The 7875-nt window shown below is 67.8% G+C and carries 6 protein-coding genes and 2 pseudogenes; all 8 read left to right on the top strand.

The annotated features are described in order from the left end of the window. Positions 1-112 precede the first annotated feature (112 nt). Positions 113-2212, top strand: a complete 2100-nt coding sequence (locus VF522_RS15285; RefSeq protein ID WP_330909146.1) for a 3-hydroxyacyl-CoA dehydrogenase NAD-binding domain-containing protein — start codon at positions 113-115, stop codon at positions 2210-2212. A gap of 21 nt (positions 2213-2233) precedes the next feature. Continuing rightward, positions 2234-3730 (top strand): annotated as a pseudogene (locus VF522_RS15280) (M20 family peptidase); the annotation flags it as partial. Positions 3731-3759: 29 nt separating this feature from the next. Beyond that, positions 3760-4935, top strand: a complete 1176-nt coding sequence (locus VF522_RS15275) for an acetyl-CoA C-acyltransferase (RefSeq protein ID WP_330909145.1) — start codon at positions 3760-3762, stop codon at positions 4933-4935. A 73-nt stretch (positions 4936-5008) separates the two neighbouring features. Next, positions 5009-5251, top strand: a complete 243-nt coding sequence (locus tag VF522_RS15270) for a hypothetical protein (protein ID WP_330909144.1) — start codon at positions 5009-5011, stop codon at positions 5249-5251. After that, a complete protein-coding gene (locus VF522_RS15265; protein WP_330909142.1) occupies positions 5248-6036 on the top strand; it encodes an SDR family oxidoreductase in 789 nt (262 codons plus the stop codon). Before VF522_RS15270 ends, VF522_RS15265 begins: the two co-directional genes overlap by 4 nt. 7 nt (positions 6037-6043) lie before the next feature. After that, positions 6044-6472, top strand: a complete 429-nt coding sequence (locus VF522_RS15260; protein WP_330909141.1) for a PaaI family thioesterase — start codon at positions 6044-6046, stop codon at positions 6470-6472. Positions 6473-6482: 10 nt separating this feature from the next. Then, positions 6483-7499 (top strand): NADP-dependent oxidoreductase, encoded by a 1017-nt coding sequence (locus VF522_RS15255; protein WP_330909140.1) that lies wholly within the window; start codon positions 6483-6485, stop codon positions 7497-7499. Between the two features lie 9 nt (positions 7500-7508). Continuing rightward, positions 7509-7875: pseudogene (locus tag VF522_RS15250) on the top strand (DNA alkylation response protein); the annotation flags it as partial.

Below are 7875 nucleotides of genomic sequence, written 5' to 3'. Positions count from 1 at the left end.
GTGACACCATGTCTCCCAGCTGACAACATCCCGTTGTCGCACCCATCCCCGCTCCTACAATCGCCCAAAAGCGAACGACCGTTCTTTTCCCCTCATCCTCGAAGGAAGCAGCATGACGGCTGAATACAAGGTACATGGCGACGTCGCCGTGATCACGATGAACAATCCGCCGGTCAACGGGCTCGGTCACGCGACCCGCCTGGCCATCGCGCAGGGCATCGACCAGGCCAACGTGGATCCGGCCGTCAAGGCGATCGTGCTGACCGGCGCCGGCAAGGCCTTCTCCGGCGGCGCCGACATCAAGGAGTTCGGCTCGCCCAAGGCGACGGCCGAACCCAACCTGCTGTCGGTGATCCTCACCTGCGAGAACTCCAGCAAGCCGATCGTGGCCGCGGTGCACTCGGTCGCCATGGGCGGCGGGCTGGAGCTGGCGCTGGGCTGCCACTACCGCATCGCCGCGCCGGGCGCCAACATCGCGCTGCCCGAGGTGAAACTGGGCCTGATCCCCGGCGCCGGCGGCACCATGCGCCTGCCGCGCGTGCTGGGCGTCGAGCCCGCGCTGAACATGATCGTCAGCGGCGAACCGGTGAAGAGCGAGATGCTGGCGCAGCTGCCCGGCCAGAAGCTGTTCGACAAGATGGCGTCGTCGCCCGAGGCGCTGCTGGAAGAGGCGATCGCCCATGCGCGTTCGGTCGCCGCGGCACGCCCGCTGCCGCTGGTGCGCAACCTGCCTTCGAAGCACCCGATGGGCGATGCGTACTTCCAGTTCGCGCGCAACATGGTCAAGGGCATGGCGAAGAACTTCCCGGCGCCGGCCAGGTGCGTCGACGCGGTGGAGGCCTCCACGAAAAAGAGGTTCGACGAGGGCCTGGTCTTCGAGCGCGAGATCTTCACCGCGCTCATGTTCACGCCGGAATCGCGCGCGCTGCGCCACCTGTTCATGGCCGAACGCGCGGCTTCCAAGATCGCCGACGTGCCGGAAGACACGCCGCAGCGCAAGATCGAGAAGGTCGCGGTGATCGGCGCCGGCACCATGGGCGGCGGCATCGCCATGAACTTCCTGAACGCCGGCATCCCGGTGACCATCCTCGAGATGAAGCAGGAAGCACTGGACCGCGGCATCGCCACCATCCGCAAGAACTACGAGGCGCAGGTCAAGAAGGGCAAGCTGAAGCAGGACAAGTACGACCAGCGCATGTCCCTGCTGAAGACCTCGCTCTCGTACGACGAGATCCAGGACGCCGACCTCGTGATCGAGGCGGTGTTCGAGGAGATGGGCGTCAAGCAGAAGGTCTTCGAGAAACTCGACGAGGTGATGAAGAAGGGCGCCATCCTCGCCTCCAACACCTCCACGCTCGATTTGAACAAGATCGCGTCCTTCACCAAGCGGCCGGCGGACGTCGTCGGCCTGCACTTCTTCAGCCCGGCCAACGTGATGAAGCTGCTGGAAGTGGTGCGCGGCGAGAAGACCGGCAAGGACGTGCTCGCCACGGTGATGTCGCTGGCCAAGAAGATCAAGAAGACGGCCGTGGTGTCCGGCGTCACCGACGGCTTCATCGGCAACCGCATGATCGAGCAGTACAGCCGCCAGGCCGGCTTCCTGCTCGATGAAGGCGCCACGCCGCAGCAGGTGGACAAGGCGATCGAGCGCTTCGGCTTCGCCATGGGCCCGTTCCGCATGGGCGACCTCGCGGGCAACGACATCGGCTGGGCGATCCGCAAGCGGCGCGCGCAGGAGCGCCCCAACATGATCTACAGCCGCAGCGCCGACAAGCTGTGCGAGCTGGGCCGGTTCGGCCAGAAAACCGGCGCCGGCTGGTACGACTACGAACAGGGCAAGCGCGATGCGGTCCCCTCCAAGCTGGTGGAGGACATGATCGTCGAACACCGCAAGTCGCTCGGCATCGAGCCGCGCAGGATCTCCGACGACGAGATCGTGCAGCGCCTGGTGTTCTCGCTGGTCAACGAGGCCGCGCGCATCCTGGAGGAGGGCATCGCCGCCCGCGCCAGCGACGTCGACATGGTCTACATCACCGGCTACGGCTTCCCGGTCCATCGCGGCGGCCCGATGCTCTACGCCGACCAGGTCGGCCTGTTCAACGTGGTGCACGCGATGAAGCGCTTCCAGGCCAATCCGCGCGACGACGCGAAGTTCTGGGAGCCGGCGCCGCTGCTGCTGAAGCTGGCCAACGAAGGGAAAACTTTCAATTAAGAGCCGTCATCCCCGCGCAGGCGGGGACCCAGGGCTTCCCGAATGATCAAGCGCATCCTCCTCGTCGTCCTCGCGGCCCTGCTGCTCCTCGCGGCAGCCGTGGCCGTGAACACGTTGCGGCAAGGCTCGCGCCAGCTGCAGGTCCCGCCGGCGCCCCCGCTGGCCGTGGACACGGCCGCGGTGGCCGACAAGCTCGCCGGCGCGGTGCGCTTCCAGACGGTCTCCAGTCTCGCCGACCCCAACCTCAACGCCGAAGCCTTCCGCCAGTTCCATGCCTATCTCGCGCAGCGCTTTCCGCGCGTGCATGCGACGCTGCAGCGCGAGGTGGTCGGCGGCCTGAGCCTGCTGTACACGTGGAAGGGCAGCGATGCGGCCGCGAAACCGGTCATGCTGATGGCGCACCACGACGTCGTGCCGATCGAGCCGGGCACCGAGAAGCAGTGGCAGTCCGGTCCCTTCGCGGGCGAGGTCCGCGATGGACACGTGTGGGGCCGCGGCACCTGGGACGACAAGGGCAACCTGGTCGCGCAGCTCGAAGCCATCGAGATGCTGCTGGCCACCGGCTTCCAGCCGCGCCAGACCGTGTACGTGGTGTCCGGTGCCGACGAGGAGGTGAGCGGCCTGCGCGGAGCGCAGCAGATCGCGAAGCTGCTGGAACAGCGCAAGGTCCGGCTGGACTTCGTGCTCGACGAAGGGCTGTTCATCGCCGAAGGCCTGATGCCCGGGCTGGCCAAGCCGACGGCCTTGGTCGGCATCGCGGAGAAGGGCTACCTGTCGGTGGTGATCAAGGCCAAGGGGACACCTGGGCATGCCTCGGCGCCGCCGCGGCCCGGCCAGACCGCGATCTCGAAACTGAGCGCCGCGCTGCAGCGCCTGGACCAGGAGCAGCTGCCCGCGGCGATGAAGGGCGTGGCGCGCGAGATGTTCGCGACGCTCGCGCCCGAGATGGGCGGCTTCCAGCGCGTGGCGCTGTCGAACCTCTGGCTGTTCGGCCCCCTCGTGCAGCCGCGACTGGAACAGGCCGCGAGTACCAACGCGATGCTGCGTACCACCACGGCCCTGACCATCCTCCAGGCCGGCAACAAGGACAACGTGATCCCGGGCAGCGCCGAGGCCACGGTGAACTTCCGCATCATGCCGGGCGAGACGCGCGCCAGCGTGATGCAGCACGTGCGCGACAAGGTCGGCCCCGATTTCGAGCTGAGCGAGCTGCCCGGCGCCGTCGACCCCACCGGCGTCTCGCCCACGCAGGCGCCCTCGTACCACCTGCTGCAACGCACGATGCGCTCGCTGTTCCCGGAAGTCGTCGTGACTCCGGCGCTCTACGTCGCTGGCTCGGATTCTCACCACTTCACCGGCCTCACCGACAACATCTACCGCTTCTCGCCCGTGCGCGTGAAGCCCGAGGACCTGCCGCGCCTGCACGGCACCAACGAACGCATCTCCGTGGCCAACCTCGGCGAGCTCGTCCGCTTCTATCACCAGCTGCTGCGCAACCTCAACGCGCCGGCGCCCTGAACACCATTCCGCACGAAAGGCAATCCACCATGACCAACGCCGTCATCGTCTCCACCGCCCGCACGCCCCTGACCAAGAGCTGGAAGGGCGCGTTCAACATGACCCACGGCGCCACCCTGGGCGGCCACGTCGTGCGCGAAGCGCTGAAGCGCGCCAACGTCCCCGGCGATGCCGTGGAGGACGTGATCATGGGCTGCGCCAATCCCGAAGGCGCCACCGGCGCCAACATCGCGCGCCAGATCGCGCTGATGGCGGACCTGCCGATCACGGTGGCGGGCATGACCGTCAACCGCTTCTGCTCCTCCGGCCTGCAGACCATCGCGATGGCCTCGCAGCGCGTGATCGCCGGCGAGGGCGAGGTCTTCGTCGCCGGCGGCGTGGAGAGCATCTCCTGCGTGCAGCAGGAGATGAACCAGCACATGCTGCGCGACCCGTTCCTGGACAAGAAGAAGCCCGAGATCTACTGGTCCATGCTGCAGACCGCCGAGCAGGTGGCCAAGCGCTACGCCATCGGCCGCGACCGCATGGACGAATACGGCGCGGGCAGCCAGCAGAAGGCCGTCGCCGCCCAGGAAGCCGGCAAGTTCAAGGACGAGATCGCGCCGATCACCGTGAAGGCCGGCGTCGCCGATGCGGTGATGGGACTGGTCACGAAGGACGTGACCGTGTCGCAAGACGAAGGCCTGCGTCCGGGCACGACCAAGGAAGGCATCGCCGGCATCCGTCCCGCGCTGCCCGGCGGCCTGATCACCGCCGGCAATGCCAGCCAGTTCTCCGACGGCGCCGGCGCCTGCGTGGTGGTGAGCGAAGAGTACGCGGGCCGCAACAACCTCAAGCCCATGGGCCGCTTCCTCGGCTTCGCGGTGGCCGGCTGCGAGCCCGACGAGATGGGCATCGGCCCGGTGTTCGCCGTGCCCAAGGTGCTGAAGAAGCTGGGCCTGAAGGTCGAGGACATCGACCTGTGGGAACTGAACGAAGCCTTCGCGGTGCAGGTGCTCTATTGCCGCGACAAGCTGGGCATCCCGGCCGACCGCCTCAACGTCAACGGCGGCGCGATCGCCGTCGGCCACCCCTATGGCGTGTCGGGCCAGCGCCTGACCGGCCACGCGCTGATCGAGGGCAAGCGCCGCGGCGCGAAGAAGGTGGTGGTGACGATGTGCATCGGCGGCGGGATGGGGGCGGCGGGGGTGTTCGAGGTTCTCTGATGCCGAACATCCAGGACGCAAAAGTCGCAAAGGTCTCGCAATGTCCCCTCACCCTGTCCGAGGAAGCTAGCTGATGCCATCCGCGCGTGCCCTGAAGCGCTACGACAACCTGGTCTGGGCGCTGATCTTCGGCGGCCTGCTCGTGCTGGTGCTGGGGATCGCCTCGCACGACGAGGCGGCGATCGCCGGCTGGAGCCTCACCGTGGTGGGCGGGATGGCCGCCGTCGCGGGCATCGTCATGATCTTCGTCCGCTCCCGAATGCGCGAGACGCCGGAGGCGGACGCACAATCCAAGCCGCGGGAGACCCAACGATGACGCGCAGGGTGCAGGACCTGTTCGACCTGGGGGGCCGCACGGCCCTCGTGACGGGCGGCTCGCGCGGGCTCGGCCTGCAGATCGCGCACGCCCTGGGCGAGGCGGGAGCGCGCATCATGCTCAGCTCGCGCAAGGCGGGCGACCTGGAGGAGGCCACGGCCGAACTGCAGGCCGCCGGCATCGACGCGCGCTGGATCGCCGCCGACTGCTCGCGCGAGGACGACATCCGCAAGCTCGCAGACCAGACGCTGGAGCGCATGGGCGACGTCGACATCCTGGTGAACAACGCCGGCGCCGCCTGGGGCGCGCCCGCCGAGGACCATCCGGTCGAAGGCTGGGACAAGGTGATGAACCTGAACGTGCGCGGCTATTTCATCCTGAGCCAGCACATCGCCAAACGCAGCATGATCCCGCGCAAGCAGGGACGCATCGTCAACATCGCGTCCATCGCCGGCCTGGGCGGCAACCCGCCGGAGCTGCAGATGATCGCGTACAACACGTCCAAGGGCGCCGTGATCACCTTCACCCAGGCGCTGGCCGGGGAGTGGGGCCGCTACGGCATCAACGTCAATGCGATCTGCCCCGGCTTCTTCCCGAGCAGGATGACGCGGACGACGCTGGAGCAGCTCGGCGAGCAACTGGCGAGGCGCGCGCCGTTGCAGCGCCTCGGCGACGACGAGGACCTGAAGGGAACGGCCCTGCTGTTCGCATCGGATGCCGGCAAGCACATCACCGGCCAGTGGCTGGCTGTCGATGGCGGCGTGAGTGTCATTACCGGAGGATGAAAAGAAAGTGCCCAGTCCCAAGTTGTTCGGCGTCGAGATTCCCTTCGTGCACCACCTCGGATTCGAGCTGGTGAAGATGGAGGGCGGCGCCTCGGAGCTCACCTACCTGCCGCAACGCGAGCACATGAACTCCTTCATGGTCACCCACGGCGGCGCGATCATGACGCTGCTGGACGTGACCATGGCCACCGCCGCGCGCAGCGTGGACCTGGAGACCGGCGTCGTCACGATCGAAATGAAGACCAGCTTCATGCAGCCCTGCCAGGGCCTGCTCACGGGCAAGGGCCGGCTGATGCACCGGACCAAATCGATGGCCTTCACCGAAGGCACCATCTACGACAGCGAAGGCCGCGCCTGTGCCCACGCCACCGGCACCTTCAAGTACGTCAAGCGGCAGGCGCCCAGCGCGCCGGCCAACACCATCTCCACCGACTGAGGAGGCCACCATGCCTGCCAACAAGCAGTTCCTGCTGGACAGCCGCCCGAAGGGCGAAGCCAGCGCATCGAACTTCCGGATGGTCACCAGCGAGACGCCGCCGCTGAAAGACGGCGAGGTGCTCGTGCGGCACCACTACCTGAGCCTCGATCCCTACATGCGCGGGCGCATGGACGAGGCCAGGAGCTATGCGACGCCGCAACCGCTCGGGGAAGTGATGATCGGCGGCACCGTCGGCGAGGTGGTCGAGAGCCGCAGCCCGAAGTTCCGGGCCGGCGACAAGGTCGTGGGCATGGGCGGCTGGCAGGAGTACAGCGTGGTCGCGACCGACCAGCCCGGTACGCTGCGCAAGGTCGACACCACGCACGTGCCGATCTCGCACTACCTGGGCGCGGTCGGCATGCCGGGCGTCACGGCCTGGTACGGGCTGATGAAGATCATCGAGCCGAAGGCAGGCCAGACCATCGCGGTGAGCGCCGCGAGCGGCGCGGTGGGCAGCGCCCTCGGCACGCTGGCGAAGACACACGGCTGCCGCGCCGTCGGCATCGCGGGCGGCCCCGAGAAGTGCCGTTACGTGACCGAGGAACTCGGCTTCGATGCCTGCGTCGACTACAAGCAGCATGGCGATGCACTGTCGCTGTCCAAGGCGCTGAAGGAAGCCTGCCCGAATGGCATCGACGGCTACTTCGAGAACGTGGGCGGCATGGTGATGGACGCCGTGATGCTGCGCATGAACGATTTCGGCCGCATGGCCGTGTGCGGGATGATCGCCGGCTACGACGGCAAGCCCGTCCCCATGAGCTATCCGCAGGTGATCCTGCGCAGCCGCCTCAAGGTGCAGGGCTTCATCGTCAGCGAACATCCGGAGGTGTGGCAGCAGGCCTTGCTGGAACTCGGCGCGCTGGTCGGCACCGGCAAGCTGCGCCCGCGCGAATCGGTGGCGCAGGGCCTCGAGTCGGCGCCCGAGGCCTTCCTCGGCATGCTGAAGGGCCGCAACTTCGGCAAGCAGCTGGTGAAGCTCGCCTGAGGCGGCACCGTGTCCGAAGTCGTCACGCACGAGGTCTTCAACCAGACGGAACCGCTGGTCGGCATCAACCTGTTCGAGACGAACCGGGCCCTGCGTGACGCGCTGCGCTTCAACGCTCCGCAGCTGGACACGGCTTCGCTGTCGCGGCTCGGCGCGCTCGCGGGCAGCTCGGAAATGCAGGCGCATGCGCGCCTGGCCAACACGCATACGCCGCAGCTGCACACGCACGACCGCTTCGGCCGCCGCATCGACGAAGTCGAGTTCCATCCGAGCTACCACGCGCTGATGGCGGCCGCGGTGGAGGCGGGCCTGCACGGGACACCCTGGGCTGCGTCTTCACCCCCTCCCCCTCCGGGGGAGGGCCGGGGTGGGGGCG

The sequence above is a fragment of the Ramlibacter sp. genome (genome assembly GCF_036383835.1).
In the GTDB taxonomy this organism is placed as follows: domain Bacteria; phylum Pseudomonadota; class Gammaproteobacteria; order Burkholderiales; family Burkholderiaceae_C; genus Ramlibacter.
Note: the sequence above shows the minus strand (reverse complement) of the source record. Positions and strands in the feature narration are given on the sequence as shown.

Coding starts and splice junctions, on each gene's coding strand:
- VF522_RS15285 (WP_330909146.1), top strand. CDS start 113: ATGACGGCTGAATACAAGGTACATGGCGACGTCGCCGTGATCACGATG.
- VF522_RS15275 (WP_330909145.1), top strand. CDS start 3,760: ATGACCAACGCCGTCATCGTCTCCACCGCCCGCACGCCCCTGACCAAG.
- VF522_RS15270 (WP_330909144.1), top strand. CDS start 5,009: ATGCCATCCGCGCGTGCCCTGAAGCGCTACGACAACCTGGTCTGGGCG.
- VF522_RS15265 (WP_330909142.1), top strand. CDS start 5,248: ATGACGCGCAGGGTGCAGGACCTGTTCGACCTGGGGGGCCGCACGGCC.
- VF522_RS15255 (WP_330909140.1), top strand. CDS start 6,483: ATGCCTGCCAACAAGCAGTTCCTGCTGGACAGCCGCCCGAAGGGCGAA.